This window comes from Corynebacterium sp. LK33 (genome assembly GCF_014334955.1).
Lineage (GTDB): Bacteria > Actinomycetota > Actinomycetes > Mycobacteriales > Mycobacteriaceae > Corynebacterium > Corynebacterium jeikeium_D.
The window spans coordinates 219,822-239,370 of the sequence record NZ_PDGU01000008.1 but is presented as its reverse complement, the minus strand read 5'-3'; the positions used below and the strand labels follow the sequence as shown (position 1 = coordinate 239,370).

Below are 19,549 nucleotides of genomic sequence, written 5' to 3'. Positions count from 1 at the left end.
TTGTTGCAGCGGATTTTGGTGTTTTAGGGCGAGCTAGTGCACCTTACCTAACTAAGTCCCGAGCCGACGAACCTCGCAGCCAGAGACGAAGCTAGCGGAACAGGCCAGTGAGCCCTTGATTATCTTCGCTCGGCCGCTCTTCTTGCTCCGATTCCGATTCTGTCGGCTCGCCGGAGGTTGTCGGAGTCGTTGAAGTATCGGGCGGCGTGGAAGAATCAGAGGTCGTCGAGCTCTCCGTCTCACTTGTCTCCGTTGTGCTCTCGCTCGGAGTCGTCGGCTCAGGTTCCTGAGGCAGTGGCTCAGTGGTCGTCGGAGTAGTGGAGATCCACATTTGCTGCGATGTCGGGTTCGCGGGGGTTTGCTGCAGCACCGTCCACACTTCCTGCTCGCCGACTTGTGCGCATTCAAGATTCTGGCCGTTGGCGCTCATTCGTATTTCGCCAGTCTGGTTCGGGCACAGCTGCCCGATGCGCGGCGTACCGCCTTCTCGAACCTTTGGTCCCGTCGTTGTCGGCGAACTCGTCGTCGACACCGTAGTAAGTTGGCTTGACGACGAGGTTTGCGTCGCGGCAACCTCCTCGCTTTCGCTGTTGGCGCAGCTGGTGGCCGTGGCTGCGAAGGTGAGGAAGCAGCAGGCCAGCGCCAGCTGCCGGCGGTTCTTGCGCCGGACGGCAGTGAGTTTAGGGTGCTGTACGGCTGACAGCTGAGTTCGCGTATTCACATCCATCTCACTTTCTGGGCTTCTCGGGCCTGCGTCGCGTGGTTTAATTCTCGGCTTTCTGGGGCGACGTCTCCTGAAAAACCACTGGGGTGCCAGCTATAGGGGAACTTGCCGAGTTATTGGCAAGGTAGTTGCTGACACCCAATAGATAGGTTGATTCAACCGGCAACTATACAGTCAACTTTTCGATTTGCATACTGGATGCTTCTAATCGTGGCAGAACGGGTGCGGTAGGGAAAGGCAATTCGTCTGTGAAGTCATAAGTGGTTTTGATAGCGTGTGTCCCATGTATCGGCGCACCCCGAATCGATTCCCCGTAAAGAGTAATGCGGATTTGTTCGCTCGGCGCAGTGGCGCGTGGATACTGGATTCGTTCCTTGTAGGAATCTTTGTTGCCATCATTGTGGCACTTGGCAAACTTGCGTGGGAAGCAGCCATGGCGAACTGGGCGCTGCCGAGTCCGCCAGAGTTCAGGATTTTGTATGGTGTCATATTCCCAGCTGTCTTTTTCTTTGTGCGCGTGGTTGCAGAGGCTCGCGGTGAACAGACGTTTGGTAAAAGCGCATTTTTGCTACACGTTGTTCCAGCGCGGAAAGCAGACTCTGGGGCAACTCCGTTCGAAGTCGCTCAGCCAGAGGGAACATCGGAGCTCGAATCAGGAGACGATTCTTGGCACAGAGGTTGGCGGGCAGCGGTACGTAATTGTTACCTATTGTCGCTGATTTTCTTGCCTACGGGTTTTGAGCCAAACGTTGAACTGTTTTTTGGTGTCCTGATGATTTGGGTTGCTGTTTGCCGCTGGCACCCATTCGACTGGTTGGCAGGAAAACGCGTCGTTGTTGAAAGGCGTAGCGAGCGCTAACGTTCGAGCAAGCGTCAGGCCCTGGCTCTTTCCTCCTCGGCCTCAACCTCAGCGTTGAATTCTCGTTTAGAAGACTGCCACTGGTCTTCGGTCATACCGATACGCCAGTAGCCAGAAATGGAAACGTCTTTCTTCGGGATCTCAGATTCGACGAAGAGGAAGCGGCGCAATTCCTTGATCATCTCGGCGACACCGTGGATGAACCAGCTAGTTTTCTTACCTTCTGGAATGCCCGCCTCGCGCACTGCGCGGGATAGCTCTGTGCCGTGGGTTGCGCCGTTGCGGAGGACCCAATGGACTTCCACACCCTCTCGGGTTGGGAGCTCAAACTTCCGATCTTCGGACTCGATTTCGATGTATGCGGTTGCGGTCGTGCCTGCTGGGAGGTGCTTCAGTCCGGCGCTGATAGCTGGCGCTGCGGACTCGTCTCCGGCGAGTACAAAGTGTTCATATTCTGCTGCAGGTCCCCATGCGCCTCCTGGCCCTAAGAAGCCACGCTTGTCTCCGATTTCGGCTACGCGTGCCCACGGTCCAGCCAGGCCGGAATCGCCGTGGGTGACGAAGTCGACGTCAAAGTCGCCGGTTTCGGAGTCCACATTAATCAGAGTGTAGGTGCGGGTGATTGGCAGTTTGTCTCGCGGCTGTTCGGCGCGAATTTTCGCAATATCGAACGGCCAGGAGTAATCAGCGTCCTCTGGCACAAACAATAATTTGATGTAATGGTCGGTAAACTCCAGCTCCTTGCCCACAAATGCAGGCGAGTTCATGCTCAAACGAACAAGGTCTGGGGAAATCTGGCGACGTCCAGTAACTGTTGCCTCGTGTGCCTTACGGGGCTTACGCTTCGGTGCTGCTGCTTTAGCTAGGCCAGTCATAGTTGTCACTGTCCTTCAACAAGTCTTGGGCTGTTTTGTACTGGCGGAAGTCTACACGCCACGTGGTTAGGTAAGCCTAACACAAGTGTTTCTGGAAATTGCTGGGTGATGCGTTCTCAGGAGGGGGCGTAGTGGCCGGTCGTGAGAAAAACAAAGAACCCTCGCGCCCTATATGTAAAAGGTCACGAGGGTATTTGTGCCCCAGAGAGGAATCGAACCTCCGACACCGGCTTTAGGAGAGCCGTGCTCTATCCACTGAGCTACTAGGGCAATCATCTTCCGGGTAAAACAGCCGTGAAAACACATTCTCGGCGGCCGGAAAAATTACTTCATCACTTTAACGCATCTGCGAGCTCTAGTGGCAATTGGGTCCTCGACCTGACACGCAAACATGCAGGAAGCTCGCTATTACCCCCATGTGCTTTTGTGCTCGGCGGTGCCGCCCGGAATCTGGCTAACATGGTTTATAACGAGCGACTTTCTTGCGCTTGCGGTCGCAACAGCGCTACTTATTTTCCGGTCGCTGTTTTGGAGGAGGATGACAAAATGATTAAGCCAACTTTCACGGATGTCAACGGTGTCAAGATTAAGTGCTCCATGACCACGGACTCGGACAAGCCGCACCTTCTGGTTTCGCGCATGGAAGATGATGGCTCTTTGACTCCGATTCTGGAGATGAACGTGTACGACTCCAAGTACATGGCCAACGCTTGCGAGATCTACTTGAAGCAGGCCGCTTCGGCTAACCTCCAGGGTTCGATGGCTGGCCTGTCTCCAGATGAGATGGCTGAACAGTTCGGTTACGAGGGAGATCCGACCAATCACTAGTCGAAACGACGCCGCCCGCACTCAGGCCGAGAGCCCTGTATACAGCGGGTATGTCGATGTAGACGTCATCGGAATCGGCGCCGGTAGTCCGAGCCACATTACGCTCGAGGCTATCGGCGCTCTTGCTGATGTCGACGTAGTTTTTGCTCTCGACAAGGGTGATGCCAAAGCGGACTTGTTGGCTGCGCGACAGGCGATCGTCGATAAGCATGCGCCGCATGTCGAACTCGTTACCGTTCCCGACCCGCCACGTGACCGCACGCCCGATAACTACGGCGCAGTCGTCCGTGACTGGCATCAGCGCCGTGCAGAGCTGCTTGCCGACGCCTTCGTCGCTCACCTCGGACGAGAGGGCAAGCGCCGCGGTGCGTTCTTGGTCTGGGGTGACCCCTCCTTGTACGACTCAACATTGCGGATTTTGCAGCGTGTCCGCGACCTTGGGCTGGACGTGCGCTCGCGAGTTATCCCCAGTGTGACGGCGATTTCCGCGCTGACCGCAGCGCATGGAGAGTGCCTGAACCAGATTGGTAAACCGGTATTGATTACCACTGGTCGGCGCCTGGGGGAGCGTGCACCTGGCATGGATGCGGTGGTGATGCTCGATGGCGGTGCAGCCTGGCTCGAGCACGCGGACCCGGAGGAAGAGATTCTCTGGGGTGCATTCCTGGGAACGGAGCTGGAGACGCTCCGCCGCGGCCGCGTTGGTGACATCGGCGAAGAGATTGCAGAGCTGAAAAAGAAGCTACGCGCGGAGCACGGTTGGATTATGGATATCTACCTGCTGCGTTCCGGCGCCTAGGACTGAGCAGTCGCAGCCGTGCCAGCTCGGCTAGCTGACCTTCTTGCCCAAGAAGCCCTCTGCCCACCGGTGGAGGGCTTTTTCGGCGGCTTCGACGCCGTCGGCGACGGTTACCTTGGTGAGGACCTGATCGTCGTTAGGCAACACGCGTGCGGGATCGCCTGCGGGACGGACGGTGATGCTGACGTGGTCGGCATTGATGACCTCGACGGTTGCTAGTGCGAGCATCTCGACGTTCGTCTGCTCAGCAACCGCAAAGCGGTAGGCGGTGTCGTTTTCCCACTCGGTGGTGGAGTTCCGAAGGAACTCGGCGACGGAGTCAGGGGCCAATTCTGTGAGTAATTGGGTTGCGACCGGGGCGTCATCGACGCGGGAATCGTGGCGCAGCGGACGGCAGTAGAAGCGGCCGGCATTTACTTCCATGGGTTCCATACCGTCCACTCTAGACGTCCTGAACAGTGTTTAAGGGCGCCGGGGGAGGGGCTGAAAAGAATCAAGCGGGGCTGGCTGCGAATCCCATCGCAACCAGCCCCGCTTAGAGCTTTAGAACTACTTCAGTTCCATCAGGACATCGCCCTTGCCGACACCTGAGCCAGCCTCGGTAGCCAGACCCGTGACAACGCCGTCCTTGTGAGCCTTGACTGGGTTTTCCATCTTCATGGCCTCAAGGACAACCACGGTGTCACCCTCGGAGACTTCCTGGCCCTCTTCGACGTTGACCTTGATGACGGTGCCCTGCATCGGAGCAACCACAGCGTCACCGGAAGCGGCCTTCTTGGAACCGCCAGCGCGCTTCTTCTTGCTCTTCTTCTTGGCACCAGCGTTGCCGCCGCCCAGAGCCAGGTCGCCCGGCAGGGCTACCTCGACGCGGCGACCGTCGATCTCGACGACAACCTTCTGAGCCGGAACGGTGTCGGTGTCAGCGTCGGAGTCACCGTCGTACGGAGCAATCGGGTTGTCCCATTCCTCTTCAATCCACTTGGTGTAGACGTCAAACTTCTCGCCATCGCCGACAAACGCCGGGTTCTCCACAATGTGGCGGTGGAACGGAATGACCGTTGCCAGGCCCTCAACCTGGTACTCGGACAGAGCACGAGCGGAGCGGCGTAGGGCCTCTTCGCGGGTCTCGCCCCAAACAATCAGCTTGGCCAGCATGGAGTCGAACTGGCCGCCGATGACGTCGCCCTCCTTGATGCCGGTGTCCATGCGGACACCCGGGCCGGACGGTTCGACGTACTTGGTGATGGTGCCCGGAGCCGGCATGAAGTTGCTGCCGGCGTCCTCGCCGTTGATGCGGAACTCGAAAGCGTGACCGCGCATCTCCGGGTCTTCCTTGATGGACAGTTCCTTGCCTTCAGCAATGCGGAACTGCTCGCGGACCAGATCGAGGCCGGTAATTTCCTCGGTGACCGGGTGCTCCACCTGTAGACGAGTGTTGACCTCGAGGAAGTTAATCAGACCGTCAGCGCCAACCAGGTACTCAACGGTGCCCGCACCGTAGTAGCCAGCCTCGCGGCAGATGTCCTTAGCGGACTGGCGCAGGCGCTCATCCTGCTCTGGGGTCAGGAACGGAGCGGGTGCTTCCTCGACGAGCTTCTGGAAACGACGCTGTAGCGAGCAGTCACGGGTGGAGGCGACAACGACGTTGCCGTGCTTATCGGCGAGAACCTGGCACTCGACGTGGCGTGCCTTGTCCAGGTAGCGCTCTACGAAGCACTCACCGCGACCGAAGGCCGCAACGGCCTCACGGGTAGCGGACTCGTAGAGGTCGGCGACCTCTTCCATCTTGTGTGCGACCTTCATGCCGCGGCCACCGCCACCGAAAGCGGCCTTAATGGCGATTGGCAGACCGTGCTCCTTAGCGAACGCGACGACCTCGTCTGCATCCTTAACTGGCTCCTTGGTGCCTGGAGCCATTGGAGCGTCAGCCTTCAGCGCGATGTGACGAGCGGTGACCTTGTCGCCCAGGGCGCGGATGGACTCTGGTGACGGGCCAATCCAGATCAGGCCAGCGTTCTCAACAGCCTCAGCGAAGTCGCCGTTCTCCGACAGGAAGCCGTATCCCGGGTGGATGGCATTAGCGCCGGACTTCTTTGCGGCGTCCAGAATCTTGTCGAAAACTAGGTAGGACTCAGCGGAAGTGGTGCCACCGAGAGCAAAAGCCTCATCCGCCATGGTCACGAAAGGAGCGTCCGCATCCGGCTCAGCGTAAACGGCGACGGAAGGAATGCCGGCGTCCTTCGCAGCGCGAATAACGCGAACGGCAATCTCGCCACGGTTGGCGACGAGAACCTTCGTGATTTTTTCAGTGGTCTGCTCGGACACGAAATCCTCCATTTTTCGTGGGCACCCCGAGAATTGGCCCTCGGGGCAAGGTTGCGACAGTCATTTGTAGGAATCACAAGCAGCACTGCAGTTAACTGAGTGGTGAACCGCAATGCGGTTCACCACGCGGTAGCTAACAGCGTGTGACCCAATGTCTCCATTGTGTCACAGGTGCGGTAAGCAACCTCTTTTTGCTCGCTACATAAGGGGGTAGGGATTGTGGTCTTGAGCAGCGTTCAAGTGGTCATGGGGGCAGCTGAAGTGGCTATTTTCCGCCCAAAAACCTAGGTTTGTGGTTAAAATTATCACCCAAGAGTGCAAGAGCCGCCCCCTTGATTGGGGGCGGCAGGGGGAAACTAAATCTCCGGTGTAGCGTCAGCCGCTGACGCTGGAAAAACGGTGGGGGAAGCGCCCACCGGTTGCGTCGATCGCCTACAGGCTTCCCGGCTCCGAACCGTGGGCAATGGGCATGCCAATCATATTGCCCCACTCAACCCACGAGCCGTCGTAGTTGCGAACATTCTCGTGGCCGAGCAGGTGGTGCAGTACAAACCAGGTGTGCGCGGAGCGCTCGCCGATGCGGCAGTAGACAATCGCCTCATCTTCAAATTGGACGTGCGCGTAAATCTGCTCGAGCTCTTCGCGATCGCGGAAACGCGAGTTCGGGTGAACGGACTGATTCCATGGAATGTTTACCGCGGTTGGAATGTGGCCACCACGCAGGACGCCTTCCTGTGGGTAATCGACCATGTGGGTTCGTGCACCGGCATACTCCTCCGGAGTGCGCACGTCGATAATCGGAGCCTTTCCAATGAGCTCACGTGTATCGCTGAAGTAGGCGCGCAGTGTCTTGTCGTCGCGCTCGACGACAGGGTAGTCAGTGCGTGGGTAATTGGGGACCTCGAAGCTCGTGTCTCGTTCTTCAGTCATCCAGGCATCGCGGCCACCGTTAAGCAGGCGCACGTCGGGATGCCCAAAAAGCTCGAAGACCCAGAGTGTGTAGGCGGCCCACCAGTTGGACTTGTCGCCGTAGATTACGACGGTGTCATCGCGCGAGATGCCCTTCTCGCGCATGAGCTCGGCAAAGCCTTCGGCGTCGATATAGTCGCGGCGCACGGAATCGTTAAGGTCGTGATGCCAGTCGATGCGAACCGCGCCCGGAATATGTCCAATGTCGTAGAGCAGTGAGTCCTCATCGGATTCAACAACGCGCAGACCGGGAGAGCCCAGTCGGGCAGCAAGCCAGGAGCTAGAGACGAGGCGCTCAGGGTGGGCGTACTGCTGGAACTGGGGGTGCGGGTCGTGCGGAACAGCCATCGGATACTCCCTTGGCGCAAGTTGGGTGGGTGGGACTTTCTGACGTTTATCGTCAATTGCATATCTAGTTTACGGGTCGCGTGGCGAACGGCGGAATAGTCCCCAGTGTGAGCGCTTTCCGACGGCAACAATTGCGTCCGCGGCCACCCTGGGATACGCCTCACAGTTGGGGGTAAAAGCAGTGTTTTCAGCGCGCTTGGAGTCCAGGTAGTGCCCTAAAATTTAGCTGAGAGTTAGCGCAAAAACTGTGTTGATTCGTATCACTGGAAAATGGGCTGAAATGGGCTATCTGCCTGGGTATTCGCTGCGTTACGGAGACAATTGAGTGCCGGAAGTCCATGTATTTTCTTAAAAGGAGTGCCTGTGCACAAGAACATTGTTGTATTCGAGATCGAGGGCGGCTCGGACAAGTACTTCGACGGACACCGCAAGGACACCATGCCAATCGTCAACGCTATCCGCGAAGCCGGTTGGTCCGCTGAGGTCGTCTACTACCGACCGGAGTGGAAGGACGACCTGTACGACTACGTCTCCCAGAACTTCGACGGCTACATCTCCCGCGTAAACCCGGGCAACATCCCGGGTGGCGAGAGGGGCTACTTCGAGCTTCTGACCAGTCTCTCGGTCGCTGGTTTGGTTGGTATGTCCACCCCGGGCGAGATGATGGCCTACGGCGCAAAGGACGCACTGGTCAAGCTCAAGGATACTGACCTGGTTCCGTCTGACACCGCTGCTTACTACGACGTCGAGGCATTCCACAGCACTTTCCCGACCTCCCTGTCCTACGGCGAGCGCGTCCTTAAGCAGAACCGTGGCTCCACCGGATCCGGCATCTGGCGCGTGCGCATCGCTGACGAAGAGGTTGCTAAGAACGTTGAGCCGGGCACCCCGCTGCCGCTAAACACCAAGCTGAAGTGCACCGAGGCCGTGGACAATCACACTGAGACTCGTGAGCTCGGCGAGTTCATGGATTTCTGCGACCAGTACATCATCGGCGATAACGGCATGCTCGTGGACATGCGCTTCATGCCGCGCATCACCGAAGGCGAAATTCGCATTCTGCTGGTCGGTCCGCACCCGGTCTTCGTGGTTCACAAGAAGCCGGCCGAGGGCGGCGACGCTTTCTCCGCAACCCTGTTCTCTGGCGCGAAGTACACCTACAACAAGCCGGAAGAGTGGCAGGACCTCATCGACATGTTTGCTGAGGCTCGCCCGGTCATTGCCGAGAACCTCGGTGGCGACAATATCCCGCTAATCTGGACCGCTGATTTCATGCTGGCAGACGGCGAGAACGGCGAGGACACCTACGTTCTCGGCGAGATCAACTGCTCCTGTGTTGGCTTCACCTCCGAGCTGGATATGGGTATCCAGGAGCTTGTTGCTCAGGAGGCCATCAAGCGCGTTGAGGCTGCTAACAAGTAGTCTCCACAGCTAAGAAAACCGCACCAATTTGGTGCGGTTTTTTGCTTTACGACGTCATTGCGATGCCTACCGATTCCAGAACTGGGAGACCGAATAGCCGTAGTGATACAGAGCTCGGCGCACGACAGGTAGCGACAGTCCGATCACGCTGGATGAGTCGCCATTGATGCCATCGACAAACCAGCCGCCTAGAGCCTCTAAGGTAAACGCGCCAGCGCACTTCAGTGGCTCGCCCGTCGCAGCGTAGGCACGGATGTCCTCTTCTGGGACTTCAGCGAAATCGAGGGAAGTAATCGCCACCTCAAGGTGCTCGCCCTTTGGTGTCACGACACAGTGCCCAGTAATCAGCTCAGCCGTCCGGCCACTCTGTTGGTGCCAACGCTCAATGGTCTTTTCTTCCGTGTGGGGCTTGCCCTGCAACTGCCCGTCGAGAAGCAGCATTGAATCCCCTCCAATGACAATGTCATTGGGGTAGGCCGGAGAGGCAGCGTGTGCCTTGGCCTGCGCGAGTTCCTCGACGATGCGTACCGGCGATGCGTCCGGAAGGGCTGTGATTACGGCATCCTCGTCGACGTTGGGCGCTACTGTGATGGGCTCGATGCCTGCAGAGCGCAGAATGTGCAGTCGCGAAGGGGAAGTGGAAGCCAAGACGATTCGGGGGCTGCTCATAGTTAGTGATTTTAGTGAGGGCGGAATCGTAAAGCCTAATTTTTGTGGCAAACATGCGTGGGGTTGGCCCGATTGTAAGAACAGGCAGATTTTTTAGATGGCGGCTGCCTTCTAGTGATGTAAAGTAAAGTGGACATCAAGCTAAAGAAAGTACACAGATGAGTGGGGAAGAACGTTCGAACCAGGTCAGGAGATACCGACGCTGGTTGGAGCTGAGCCAAGCGGATTTAGCCGCGAAGGTGGAGGTCTCGCGGCAAACCATTGCAAATATCGAGCGGGGAAATTACTCGCCTTCGGTGTATTTGGCGTTGCGTATCTGCAAGGTCCTGGGAAAAACAGTCGAAGAAATTTTTGGTGAGGAAGGATACTGACAGTGTCCTATGCGGATGTCGTAATTGAACGCAACAGCGCCACGGTGGACGATGAGTATCAGCAGATGTTGCTGCATAAGTCCTACACGTACGGGTTCACAATGATGATGTGGGCTAATTACGTGCTTGCAACGGTACTGATTTGGCTCATTCCAGAGCCAAAGATGGTGGGCGTGACAGTGGCAATCATCTTGATGCCGCTGGTTGGACTCCTGTTTTCGCAGCGGTGGTTGCGACGTCAAGTGCCAATGCCGAAGATTAATGGTCTTACAAAAGGCGAGATTGCAGCACTCGTAGCCGTCATTGGGCTGTGGCTGATTGGTTTTATCAGAGTGCAAATGCTCTCTGAGGCAAGCGCTGGTGGGGCACTATCGGAATCGTGGGGATTCATTGCCGGCGCTGTGGTGGGTGCTGCCATCGGTCTGGCGTTTGTGTATTTCCTGTTCAAGGTGGTGTGGCCGGTAGCTCGCAACCGTGATCAGCGTCGGCTGGACCGGGAGCTCGATGACGAGTTTGATGGCGAGTCGCTGGGTGAACAGCGCTAGTAATAAGCAGTGGTCAAGGCTAAGGCAGTAACAAAAACCAAAGCGCCACCATCGGAAAACCCGATGGTGGCGCTTTGTGCTAGCGAATCGACGCAGCTAGCGTGCGGTAACGACTACGCGGTAAGCGGTAGCTGTACTAGTAGAAATGGACGTTGCGGAACGTGCCCGGTACGTGCTGGTGCGGCTGGTGGAAACCCTCTTCCAGCCGACCCCAGTTGTTGCGCGGGCCGCGGTCCTCTGGGGCACCGCCGGCTGCTGCCATACCTGCGAACAAAAGCGCGAGCGTGGCGGTTTCAGCGTCTGACGGGTTGCCCTTGAGGACGGACATGAACGGTGCAGCCGGGGCTGTAGCGGCGTCCTTGTCTTCGGTTGCTGGGGTGTTTTTGGAATCGGTCACAGCGGAATGTTCCCATGCTTCTTGGCGGGTACGTTAACAACCTTGCGATCCAGCAGACGCAGACCCTCGATGATCTGACCGCGGGTCTCGCTCGGCGGGATAACGGCGTCGATGAAGCCGCGCTCAGCAGCCATGTACGGGTTGACCAGGGTGGCCTCGTACTCTGCCTCGTACTCCTTCTGCAGTGCGACGACGTCCTTGCCCTCGGCTGCAGCAGCCTTGAGCTCCTTGCGGTAGATGAAGCCGACAGCGCCGGAAGCACCCATGACCGCAATCTGAGCGGTCGGCCATGCCAGGTTGATGTCAGCGCCCATGTCCTTGGAGCCCATCACACAGTAAGCTCCGCCGTAGGCCTTACGGGTGATGACGGTAATCTTCGGGACGGTGGCCTCAGCATATGCGTACAGCAGCTTGGCGCCACGGCGGATGATGCCGTCGAACTCTTGGTTGGTGCCCGGCAGGAAGCCTGGAACGTCAACCAGCATGATGATCGGAATGTTGAAGGCGTCACAGGTGCGGACGAAGCGAGCCGCCTTCTCGGATGCCTTGATGTCGAGGCAGCCAGCGAACTGAATCGGCTGGTTGGCGACGAAACCGACCGAGCGACCTTCCACGCGACCGAAGCCGATGACCACGTTCTGTGCGTAGTCCTCCTGAATTTCCAGGAAGTCCTCGTCGTCGACCAGACGGGTGATGACGTCCTTGATGTCGTACGGCTGGTTTGGGGAGTCCGGAATCAGCGTGTCGAGCTCGAGGTCAGTCTCAGTGATGTTGTCAGCGATGGAGCCCTCGAACGGCTCAGCCTCCATGCGAGGAGCCTCAGCGCGGTTGTTGGACGGCAGGTAGCTGACCAATTCCTGAACGAAAGTCAGAGCGTCTTCGTCATCAGCGGCGGTGTAGTGCGAAGTACCGGAGGTGCTCATGTGAGTACCAGCGCCACCCAGCTCTTCCTGTGTGACCTCTTCGCCAGTGACGGTCTTAATAACGTCCGGGCCGGTGATGAACATCTTGGAAGTGCCATCGACCATGACAATGAAGTCGGTCAGAGCCGGGGAGTAGACGTGGCCACCAGCGCAGGCGCCCATGATCAGGGAAATCTGTGGGATAACACCAGAAGCCTGGGTGTTTCGGAAGAAGATCTGGGAGTAGAGGCCGAGGGAAACAACGCCCTCTTGGATGCGGGCACCAGCACCCTCGTTGATGCCGATAATTGGGACACCGGTCTTGATGGCCAAATCCATGATCTTGACAATCTTTTCACCGTAGACTTCACCGAGCGCGCCACCGAAGATGGCGCCGTCCTGCGAGAAGACACAGACCTGGCGGCCATCGATGGTGCCGTAGCCTGTCACAACACCGTCAGTGACAGGGCGCTTGGCATCGAGGCCGAAGTTCTTGGAGCGGTGACGTGCGAGAGCGTCAACCTCCACGAACGAGCCCTCGTCCAAGAGGAACTCGATGCGCTCACGAGCGGTCATCTTGCCCTTGTCGTGGACGCGGTCAATGCTGGCCTGGCCCATTGGAGCCTGGGTCTCTGCGAGACGGGCTCGCAGATCGGCCAGCTTTCCAGCAGTAGTGGTCAAATCCGGGGTTTCACCGGTTGATGTATTTGCGGCAGTCGTCATACCAACTAGTTTACGTTTCGAAAACGGGGGGAGGTAGTTGGGGGCAATCGCTGTTAACAAAAGTAGGGGTAATGACTAGCTCGTTGTACAGCAAAAAGCCTGCTCTTACAGTGGAATATTGCCGTGCTTGCGCGCAGGCCACGGTACTTTCTTTGAAGTTGGAAGGCGCAGATTTTTTATCACCCGAGTTCGTGTCTCGGAGGGGAGGATGACTTCATCAATTAACCCCCGTTCGGCGGCGCGATAAGGCGTGAGCATGTGTTGCTCGTATCCCATTTCCAGTTCAGCAATGAGTTCTTTCACACTCTCGGGAGTGCCAAATCTATCGGCCGCTGGGTCTGCTGCGAGAGCTGCTTCGGTGGCGGTTCGAATCTCGGCACGATGGAGGAAGCGTACTGCGCCTGAGGCGCCCATCACGGCGATCTGTGCCGTCGGCCAAGCCAGATTTACATCCGCGCCGAGCCCCTTTGATCCCATCACGCAATACGCGCCGCCATAGGCTTTGCGCATGGTGACGGTGATTTTAGGAACGGTTGCTTCTGCATACGCATAGAGCAATTTAGCGCCACGGCGCAGAATTCCCTGGTGTTCTTGATTTGAACCGGGGAGAAAGCCGGGTACGTCTACGAGAAAGACGAGTGGAATGTTGAAACAATCGCAGGTTCGGACGAATCGCGCGGCCTTCTCCGCTGCATCGATATCTAGGCAGCCCGCGAATTCCATGGGCTGATTAGCGACAAACCCAACAGATTGACCGTTGAGACGGCCAAGGCCAATCACGACATTGGCTGCCCGGTTTTCCTGGATTTCCAGGAACTCCGCATCGTCGCAAAGCGCGTAGATGACTTCATGCACGTCGTACGGCGTGGATGGGCTGTCGGGAATGAGACTGTCGAGGGTGCGATCGAGGTCGGTGATTTCGTCACTGGCATCGGAATCCCAGCTGGGCGCGGGGGAGGTTGTGTTGTTGGGGAGGTAGTCCAGCAAATCGCAGACCCAGTCGAGTCCATCCTGCTCGCTAGTGGCGGTGTAGTGGGAGTTTCCGGCGATCTCCATATGGGTGTCGGCGCCGCCGAGCTCGTGTTGGCTGATTTTTTCGCCAGTGACTGTTTCGATTACGTCAGGGCCGGTGACGAACATACGGGAGTTTTCCTCCACCATGACAACGAAGTCCGTCAGTGCTGGGGAGTAGGCATTTCCGCCCGCACAGGCACCAAAAATGACTGAAATCTGCGGAATGACGCCGCTGGCGCGAACGTTGTGGTGGAACGTCTGGGCAATAAAGTCCAGTGAGACTGCGCCATCTTGGATACGGGCGCCGGCGCCTTCGTACATGCCAATAAGGGGGCGGCCGGTAGTGATGGCAAGTTCCTGAATCTTGACCATCTTTTCGCCGTAGACCTCTCCGAGTGCACCACCGAAGATTGTGCCGTCCTGAGAGAAGATGCAGACCTCACGGCCGTCTATGGTTCCCCAGCCGGTGATGATTCCGTCGGTCACGGGGCGTTTGGCTTCCATTCCAAATGCGGTAGTGCGGTGGCGGGCTAGCGCATCGAATTCGACAAAAGACCCTTCGTCCAGCAGGTAGTCAATGCGCTCGCGGGCATTCATGCGCTCAGTCAGTTTGAGCTTGTCGTAGCCCCGCGACCCCATCGGAGTCAGTGCAGCAGTGCGTCGGCGTAGAAGGTCTTCATTGAGAAAAGCGGTGGTGTGTTGCTCCGCCGCCAAACGTGAGGAAATAGTCATGTTATGGAATGTAGTGTTTGGGAAGGAAAATAGTAAAGCAGGCGAGCTGTGATGATTCTCACGCTGTCGAGCTCTTGAGAAAGGTCACGACTCAGTGAATCCGGCCATGGCGCTAGACTGCTGTGCATGACCAACCCCAGGATTGTTGCTTCCCGCAAGCCTCTTGACGCCACGCGTGTGCGCGCAGCCGCGCCGGGCTGGAATTCCATTGAGGTTGTCGAAACCACTGGTTCGACCAACGCTGATCTTCGGAAACAGGCGGCACTGGGGCAGGTGGCAGATCTCAGTGCGCTTATCGCCTCGGAGCAGACCGCAGGTCGCGGTCGACTGAGTCGTAGTTGGACGGCCCCGAAGGGTGCGTCCATTGCACTCAGCGCGCTGCTGCGCCCGGAAGGGCTCGCACCCGAGCAACTGGGTCTGTTGCCGTTAGTCGCGGGCCTCGCAGTTGTCGATGCTGTCGTGGAAGTTGCGGGTCTTGCGCCTGAACGCGTTTCCTTGAAGTGGCCGAACGATGTCCTGGTTGACGGTCGTAAGCTCTGCGGAATTCTGGTGGAGGCCGCGTCGCTGACACCGCCAATTCTCATTCCGGGAATCGGCATCAACGTTTCCCTGCAGGAAGATGAGTTGCCGGTGCCACACGCCATTTCGCTATACCTGGCGGGAGCGGAAAACCTCGACCGCGACGACATCTCCGCTGGTGTGTTGCGGGCGCTGGGACGTCGTCAAGCGCAGTGGCGAAAGGGCGATGCGGAGCTGCTGCGGGACTACGAGGCGGTGTGCGCGACCATCGGTTCGAACGTGCGCGTGGAGTTGCCGGGGGATCGCGTGCTGGTGGGCAAGGCGGTTGGCGTGCGTGCCGACGGCGAATTGATCGTCACCGATGAAGCTGGCACAAGTCACTTTGTTGCGGCCGGTGACGTGTTCCATGTTCGTGCCACTGACGGCGGCTATGCGTCCCCGCAGGCTGATTCGGAGCGGGGGTAGTGCTGTATGGCCTTTCCCGATGATGAGTTGGACACGCGCGAGGCAATTCTGCTGGACACCAATCCAACTTTTGGTCGGCTGGTGTGGCCGCTCTTGGAACTCATGGTTATCACGGGCGTCTGCTGGTTGCTGATTGGTTTTATCGACGGCCCTGCGATTGCTCCGGGAGATCTGCAAGGTGTGCGTCAGCTGCTGCTCTTCGCGTGGCTGGGGCTTATTCTCTGGCGCGTCGTTCGTCCGGTACTAAGTTGGCTGGGGGAGCGGTTCGTACTGACTGATAGGCGAATTATTCTGCGCCGTGGCATTCTGTGCCCGCAGGTGGTCTCGATTGATCTGCGTTCGGTACGTGCGGTCAATCGCAAGGGCGGCGTGCTGTATCTGCACACCCGCAGTTTCGGCCCGCCGCTGGCTGTAGAAGATATTCCCAGCTCCCGCAAGGTGGCTAAGTTGGTCTCCCGGTTGACTTAGAATTTTGGGTCATAACCTACAATCAGGGGTGTGATTGCTTCGGATACCCCTGAAAACCCCACTAATTCCACTTCTGATTCCGCTGCAGCGCTAACTGCTGCGCAGCATCCCGCGCATGCTGATGGCGTGCCGGTTGTGGCGGTGATTGGTGACGGTCAGCTGGCTCGTATGATGCAGACTGAGGCCATTGAGCTGGGACAGTCCATCCGTTTGCTCGCCGGTTCGCCGGATGCTTCCGCAGCGCAGGTGTGTGCGGACGTTATCATCGGCGACTACCACGTCTGGGAAGATGTTGAGCGCGCTGTCGCCGGTGCGCAGGCCGTGACTTTCGACCATGAGCACGTTCCCACCGAATTCCTCAACAAGCTGACCGAGATGGGCTACTCGGTTCAGCCTCAGCCATCGGCGTTGCTGTACGCGCAGGATAAGCTGCTGATGCGCCAGCGCCTGGAGGAACTGGGCGCTCCAGTACCTGCCTACGCTGCAATTGAGTCCGCCGAGGATGCCGAAGCATTCTTCGACCGCGTTGACGGTGCCGTCTGCCTGAAGGCTCGCCGCGGCGGTTACGACGGTCACGGCGTGTGGTTCCCGAAGGACCGCGAGGATCTGCGTGCGCTTGTCGACGAACTGCTGGGCAAGGACGTGCCGCTGATGGCCGAGCGGAAGGTCGCGCTGGTTCGTGAGTTGTCGGCCATGTGTGCGCGCACGCCGTCGGGCGAGGTCAAGGCCTGGCCGGTCCTCGAGTCCGTGCAGCGTGACGGCATCTGTGTTGAGGCAATCTGCCCGGCGCCAGGGCTTGCCGACGACCTTGCGAGAGCGGCCGAAAAGCTCAGTGTGACCATCGCTTCCGAGCTGGGAGTAACCGGCGCGCTGGCAGTTGAGCTGTTCGAAACCGTCGATGCTGACGGCAATCCGGAGATTTTTGTCAACGAGTTGGCCATGCGGCCACACAACACTGGTCACTGGTCGCAGGACGGCTGTGAGACCAGCCAGTTTGAGCAGCACCTGCGTGCAGTTGCTGACATGCCACTGGGTTCCACTCGCCCGACTGCGCCGGTGACGGTAATGGTCAATACGCTCGGTGGCGATGAGGCCTCGGATGTACCTATTTCACAGCGTTTTGCTGAGGTATGGCGTCGTTTCCCATCAGCGAAGATTCACTGGTACGGGAAGGATTGGCGCCCTGGACGTAAGCTGGGGCACGTCAACCTGTGCGGCTACGACGCAAGCCCGGAAGGCATCGCGGAGACCCGGCGGGTTGCCAACCTCGCTGCTGGCTACATCGTCGATGGCGTGTGGGCAGACGGCTACACCGCATAGGTGGCTGGCGCTGTATAAGAATTAGATTGCTATCTCAAGGAGACAACATTGGCTGAAGCAAACCAGGTGGCAAGCCCGAAGTTGGCCAACGTAACCGGTCCGCTGGTCGGTCTGATTATGGGGTCGGACTCGGATTGGCCGACCATGGAGCCCGCAGCGGAGGTCTTGGCTGAGTTCGGAATTCCCTTTGAGGTAGGTGTGGTCTCTGCACACCGCACTCCGGAACGCATGATTGACTACGCAAAGTCCGCCGCTGACAAGGGGCTGCGCTGCATTATCGCTGGCGCCGGTGGTGCAGCACACCTGCCGGGCATGGTTGCGTCGGCCACTCCGCTGCCGGTTATCGGCGTGCCACGCGCGTTGGAGAACCTGGAGGGTGTCGATTCCCTGCTGTCAATCGTTCAGATGCCGGGCGGCGTTCCGGTGGCAACCGTCGGTGTGGGCGGCGCTAAGAACGCTGGCCTGCTGGCTGTGCGTATTCTCTCGGCCGGTTACCCGGAGCTCATTGTGGCGATGGAGAACTACCAGGCCAACATGCGCGATGAAGTTCTGGCGAAGGACGAGCGCCTGCGCAAGAAGCTGATGGGCGAGTAGGGCGCGCAACCAGCCCCGAACTACCGGCGCATATGAACCGCGGGGTAGTGGAACGTGTCCGGGTCGGCAGTCTCCCAGGCTTCGGCCCAGTTGTGGAAGCGAGTTCCGCTCAGCAGCTCGCCTGGCTGCAGCCAGTTGTAGAGCTCCGCGTAGGTCTCACCGACCTGCTCATTGGTGCGCCGCAGCAGGTGGGACGGCCCCAGCTCAGAGAAGCTATTCAGGCCCATCGATGCCAACAGGCTAGCTGCTTCCGCGACCGTGGCATTGTGATAGTTGGCCACACGCTGACCCTTGTCGTCGACATCCAGGGCCTTCCACAGGCTCGGATCCTGGGTAGCCACACCCACCGGGCAGGTGTTTGTATGACATAGCTGAGATTGGATACAGCCGGTGGCCATCATCATGCCGCGAGCCGAGTTCACAAAGTCAGCACCGATGCACATGCGCTTCACAATATCGAAGCCAGTAATGACCTTGCCGGACGCACCGAGCTTAATGCGATCGCGCAGACCGGCACCTACGAGCGCGTTATGGACGAGAATCAGGCCGTCGGTAAGCGGCAGGCCAACGCGGTCGGAGTATTCCAGCGGTGCAGCACCGGTGCCGCCTTCAGCGCCGTCGACGATGATGAAGTCCGGGGTGATGTTCTCTTCCAGCATGGCCTTGCACACGGCGAGGAACTCAAGCTGGGAGCCAACACACAGCTTGAAACCGACCGGCTTGCCACCGTTGAGCTCACGCATGGTGCCCATAAACCGAACAAGTTCACGCGGGGTGGAGTAGACGCGGTGGTACGGCGGGCTCATCACACCCTTGCCAACTGGTACGTGGCGAGTAGCCGCGATTTCCTCATTGACCTTGTGACCTGGCAGCATGCCGCCGAGTCCAGGCTTTGCGCCCTGGCTAACCTTCAGATAGGTTGCCTTGACCTGCGGAATCTTAGCCTTTTCGCGGAAGAGCTCCGGATCGAAGTCGCCATCCTCGGTACGCGCACCGAAGTAACCGGAACCCAGCTGCCAATAGAGGTCGGCACCATACTTCAAATGGTAAGGGCTGATAGCGCCCTCGCCGGTGTCCTGTACGAAGTTGCCCAGCTTCGCGCCCTTATTCATTGCCATGACAGCGTTAGGGGACAGAGAGCCGAAACTCATGGCTGAGATGTTGAAGATAGACGCTGAGTACGGCTGGGCGCAGTCCGGACCGCCAATATCTACGCGCGGATCCTCGATGACGTGCTGGCTCGGCGCCATCGAGTGGCGGACGTACTCGTAGCCGGGCGCGTTAATCTTCCGCTCAGTACCAAAGGACTTCTTTGAGGACAGCCCCTTCGCACGCTCGTAGACCACGGTACGAGTATCGCGGTCGAATGGAGCGCCGTCGAAGTTGCGCTCGATGAAGTACTGCTGCATCTCAGGGCGAATGGTCTCACCCATGTAGCGCAGATGGCCGATGACCGGGAAGTTCCGCAAGATGGAATGCTTCCTCTGAAGCATGTCATAGATAGCCACAACATCCAGGAAGAGGATGAAGGCCATCAGAATCCACCACCATGGGCTCAAATCCCATACAGCCAGTGCACCCAAGACGTTGATGAGGGCGAGAATCGCAAGAATATATGGTCGGGTAATCACGGTTTCCAGGTTATCGCGACTACTTAGAGCGCTTCTCGACGGGACAGCTG

The 19,549-nt window shown here is 58.3% G+C and carries 20 protein-coding genes and 1 tRNA gene; 10 read left to right on the top strand and 11 right to left on the bottom strand.

The window, feature by feature from the left end; all coding sequences use genetic code 11:
- Nucleotides 1-91 precede the first annotated feature (91 nt).
- Complete coding sequence (locus CRD20_RS03095) at nt 92-727, bottom strand: hypothetical protein (RefSeq protein WP_187404808.1); 636 nt, start codon at nt 725-727, stop codon at nt 92-94.
- Between the two features lie 280 nt (nt 728-1,007).
- On the opposite strand from CRD20_RS03095, the gene CRD20_RS03090 reads away from it, so the two are divergent.
- Nucleotides 1,008-1,583, top strand: a complete 576-nt coding sequence (locus tag CRD20_RS03090; RefSeq protein WP_016423294.1) for an RDD family protein — start codon at nt 1,008-1,010, stop codon at nt 1,581-1,583.
- A 14-nt stretch (nt 1,584-1,597) separates the two neighbouring features.
- On the opposite strand, the gene CRD20_RS03085 is transcribed toward CRD20_RS03090, so the two are convergent.
- Together CRD20_RS03085 and CRD20_RS03080 are read right to left on the bottom strand one after the other, a co-directional pair.
- Nucleotides 1,598-2,458 carry a siderophore-interacting protein gene (locus CRD20_RS03085; protein ID WP_048733656.1) on the bottom strand — a complete coding sequence of 287 codons (861 nt, stop codon included), beginning with the start codon at nt 2,456-2,458 and terminating at the stop codon, nt 1,598-1,600.
- 197 nt (nt 2,459-2,655) lie between these two features.
- Nucleotides 2,656-2,728, bottom strand: a tRNA-Arg gene (locus tag CRD20_RS03080).
- 276 nt (nt 2,729-3,004) lie between these two features.
- Between CRD20_RS03080 and CRD20_RS03075 the strand changes: the two genes are divergently transcribed.
- Nucleotides 3,005-3,286, top strand: coding sequence for a hypothetical protein (locus CRD20_RS03075; RefSeq protein ID WP_016423292.1), 282 nt, complete (start codon nt 3,005-3,007; stop codon nt 3,284-3,286).
- Nucleotides 3,237-4,085 carry a precorrin-6A synthase (deacetylating) gene (gene cobF / locus CRD20_RS03070; protein WP_222866158.1) on the top strand — a complete coding sequence of 283 codons (849 nt, stop codon included), beginning with the start codon at nt 3,237-3,239 and terminating at the stop codon, nt 4,083-4,085. The genes CRD20_RS03075 and cobF overlap by 50 nt, the downstream gene beginning before the upstream one ends.
- Nucleotides 4,086-4,115: 30 nt before the next feature.
- Here the strand turns inward: cobF and CRD20_RS03065 are convergent, their stop codons facing one another.
- From CRD20_RS03065 to CRD20_RS03055, 3 genes are all read right to left on the bottom strand, one after another.
- On the bottom strand, nt 4,116-4,517 hold the full coding sequence (locus CRD20_RS03065) for a hypothetical protein (RefSeq protein WP_042388876.1): 402 nt from the start codon (nt 4,515-4,517) through the stop codon (nt 4,116-4,118).
- Nucleotides 4,518-4,634: 117 nt separating this feature from the next.
- Nucleotides 4,635-6,422 carry an acetyl/propionyl/methylcrotonyl-CoA carboxylase subunit alpha gene (locus CRD20_RS03060; RefSeq protein ID WP_042388874.1) on the bottom strand — a complete coding sequence of 596 codons (1,788 nt, stop codon included), beginning with the start codon at nt 6,420-6,422 and terminating at the stop codon, nt 4,635-4,637.
- 420 nt (nt 6,423-6,842) lie between these two features.
- Nucleotides 6,843-7,727, bottom strand: a complete 885-nt coding sequence (locus tag CRD20_RS03055) for a sulfurtransferase (RefSeq protein WP_069359651.1) — start codon at nt 7,725-7,727, stop codon at nt 6,843-6,845.
- A gap of 363 nt (nt 7,728-8,090) precedes the next feature.
- Here CRD20_RS03055 and CRD20_RS03050 point away from each other — a divergent pair, with 363 nt between their 5' ends.
- Nucleotides 8,091-9,149 carry a Cj0069 family protein gene (locus CRD20_RS03050; RefSeq protein ID WP_016423287.1) on the top strand — a complete coding sequence of 353 codons (1,059 nt, stop codon included), beginning with the start codon at nt 8,091-8,093 and terminating at the stop codon, nt 9,147-9,149.
- A gap of 66 nt (nt 9,150-9,215) precedes the next feature.
- Here the strand turns inward: CRD20_RS03050 and CRD20_RS03045 are convergent, their stop codons facing one another.
- Entirely contained in the window at nt 9,216-9,818 is a 603-nt protein-coding gene (locus tag CRD20_RS03045; RefSeq protein ID WP_070644206.1) for a nucleoside triphosphate pyrophosphatase, read from the bottom strand.
- Nucleotides 9,819-9,976: 158 nt separating this feature from the next.
- On the opposite strand from CRD20_RS03045, the gene CRD20_RS03040 reads away from it, so the two are divergent.
- Nucleotides 9,977-10,189, top strand: coding sequence for a helix-turn-helix transcriptional regulator (locus CRD20_RS03040; protein ID WP_048733637.1), 213 nt, complete (start codon nt 9,977-9,979; stop codon nt 10,187-10,189).
- A gap of 2 nt (nt 10,190-10,191) precedes the next feature.
- Nucleotides 10,192-10,734: a hypothetical protein gene (locus tag CRD20_RS03035; protein ID WP_049193052.1), complete on the top strand. Its 543-nt coding sequence runs from the start codon at nt 10,192-10,194 to the stop codon at nt 10,732-10,734.
- A gap of 136 nt (nt 10,735-10,870) precedes the next feature.
- On the opposite strand, the gene CRD20_RS03030 is transcribed toward CRD20_RS03035, so the two are convergent.
- The 3 genes from CRD20_RS03030 to CRD20_RS03020 form a co-directional block, all read right to left on the bottom strand.
- Complete coding sequence (locus CRD20_RS03030) at nt 10,871-11,131, bottom strand: acyl-CoA carboxylase epsilon subunit (protein WP_016423284.1); 261 nt, start codon at nt 11,129-11,131, stop codon at nt 10,871-10,873.
- The gene (locus CRD20_RS03025) at nt 11,128-12,756 is read right to left on the bottom strand and encodes an acyl-CoA carboxylase subunit beta (protein ID WP_016423283.1); all 1,629 of its coding nucleotides are present in this window, start codon (nt 12,754-12,756) and stop codon (nt 11,128-11,130) included. The genes CRD20_RS03030 and CRD20_RS03025 overlap by 4 nt, the downstream gene beginning before the upstream one ends.
- Nucleotides 12,757-12,861: 105 nt before the next feature.
- Nucleotides 12,862-14,502: an acyl-CoA carboxylase subunit beta gene (locus tag CRD20_RS03020; RefSeq protein WP_187404807.1), complete on the bottom strand. Its 1,641-nt coding sequence runs from the start codon at nt 14,500-14,502 to the stop codon at nt 12,862-12,864.
- A gap of 126 nt (nt 14,503-14,628) precedes the next feature.
- On the opposite strand from CRD20_RS03020, the gene CRD20_RS03015 reads away from it, so the two are divergent.
- From CRD20_RS03015 to purE, 4 genes are all read left to right on the top strand, one after another.
- Nucleotides 14,629-15,486 carry a biotin--[acetyl-CoA-carboxylase] ligase gene (locus tag CRD20_RS03015; RefSeq protein WP_016423281.1) on the top strand — a complete coding sequence of 286 codons (858 nt, stop codon included), beginning with the start codon at nt 14,629-14,631 and terminating at the stop codon, nt 15,484-15,486.
- A gap of 6 nt (nt 15,487-15,492) precedes the next feature.
- Nucleotides 15,493-15,954 (top strand): hypothetical protein, encoded by a 462-nt coding sequence (locus CRD20_RS03010; protein ID WP_187404806.1) that lies wholly within the window; start codon nt 15,493-15,495, stop codon nt 15,952-15,954.
- A 30-nt stretch (nt 15,955-15,984) separates the two neighbouring features.
- Complete coding sequence (locus CRD20_RS03005; RefSeq protein WP_083304393.1) at nt 15,985-17,274, top strand: 5-(carboxyamino)imidazole ribonucleotide synthase; 1,290 nt, start codon at nt 15,985-15,987, stop codon at nt 17,272-17,274.
- Between the two features lie 117 nt (nt 17,275-17,391).
- Complete coding sequence (gene purE, locus CRD20_RS03000; protein ID WP_042389458.1) at nt 17,392-17,868, top strand: 5-(carboxyamino)imidazole ribonucleotide mutase; 477 nt, start codon at nt 17,392-17,394, stop codon at nt 17,866-17,868.
- 20 nt (nt 17,869-17,888) lie between these two features.
- Here the strand turns inward: purE and CRD20_RS02995 are convergent, their stop codons facing one another.
- On the bottom strand, nt 17,889-19,499 hold the full coding sequence (locus CRD20_RS02995) for an FMN-binding glutamate synthase family protein (protein WP_187404805.1): 1,611 nt from the start codon (nt 19,497-19,499) through the stop codon (nt 17,889-17,891).
- Between the last annotated feature and the right edge of the window lie 50 nt (nt 19,500-19,549).